The sequence below is a fragment of the Actinomadura sp. 6K520 genome (assembly GCF_004349245.1).
In the GTDB taxonomy this organism is placed as follows: domain Bacteria; phylum Actinomycetota; class Actinomycetes; order Streptosporangiales; family Streptosporangiaceae; genus Spirillospora.
In genome coordinates this window covers 1-927 of the sequence record NZ_SMLC01000415.1, presented here as the reverse complement: position 1 = coordinate 927, position 927 = coordinate 1, and the positions used below count along the sequence as shown (strand labels likewise).

Annotated in this window: 1 protein-coding gene; it reads left to right on the top strand. The window is 71.7% G+C overall.

What is annotated here, in order from left to right:
- Positions 1-695 (top strand): FtsQ-type POTRA domain-containing protein (locus tag E1289_RS37750; protein WP_243713493.1); only part of this gene is annotated, 695 nt, incomplete at its 5' end.
- Positions 696-927 lie beyond the last annotated feature (232 nt).

Genomic DNA, 927 nt, shown 5'->3' with positions numbered 1-927 from the left:
GGGAGCGGCGTGGGGGGCCGGGGCGGTGGAAGGTCGTGTTCGTCGGGCTGCTGGTCGTGGGTGCGCTCGCCGCGGTGACCTGGGTCCTGCTCGGCTCGCGGCTCCTCGTGGTGCGGCACGTCGAGGTGACCGGCACGGACCTGGCCGCCCCTGAGCGGGTCGTCGCCGCCGCCGGAATCAGCCTCGGCAAGCCGATGGCGCGGCTGGCGACCGGGGAGATCGGGGAGCGTGTCGAGCGGCTCCGGGAGGTCGAGTCCGCCGAGATCGAGCGGCACTGGCCGGGCACCGTCCGCATCGTGGTCCGCGAGCGGGTCCCGGTGGCCGTCTTCGAGCGCGGCGGGCGCCACCACCGCATCGACCGGCACGGCGTCGTCGTGGCGGACGGGGAGTCCAGGCCGTCCGGGTTCCCCGAACTGGCCGTCGCCACGCCCGGACCGTCCGACCGGACGACGCTCGCCGCCCTGTCCGTGCTGGCCGGCCTGCCGGAACGGATAAAGGAGAACGTGCGCGAGGTGGGGGCGACCGGGCCCGAGGCGGTCACGCTGCGGATGGCGGGCGGGCAGACGGTGGTGTGGGGCGCAGCGGAGCGGGCGGCGGAGAAGATCCGGCTGCTGGACGCGCTGTGGCGCACGGCGGCGGGCCGGGCCGTCCGCATCGCCGACGTCAGCGCACCCGAGGTGCTCAAGACGCAGTGAGCGTGCCCGGCGGCGCGAAGCCCGTCGGCTGCTCCAGGAGAAACGTGTTCGCGGTGCCGTTCGGGTCCGGTGCGTGTGTCGCGGCGATTCCGGTCGTCCGATGGGGCACGCTTGAACCTGTCTCTTATACACATCTCCGAGCCCCCGAGACCCTAAGACACCTCGTATGCCGTCTTCTGCTTGAAAAAAAAAACAAAAGACAAGCACGTCCCCGATCTACTTCACAAGATAG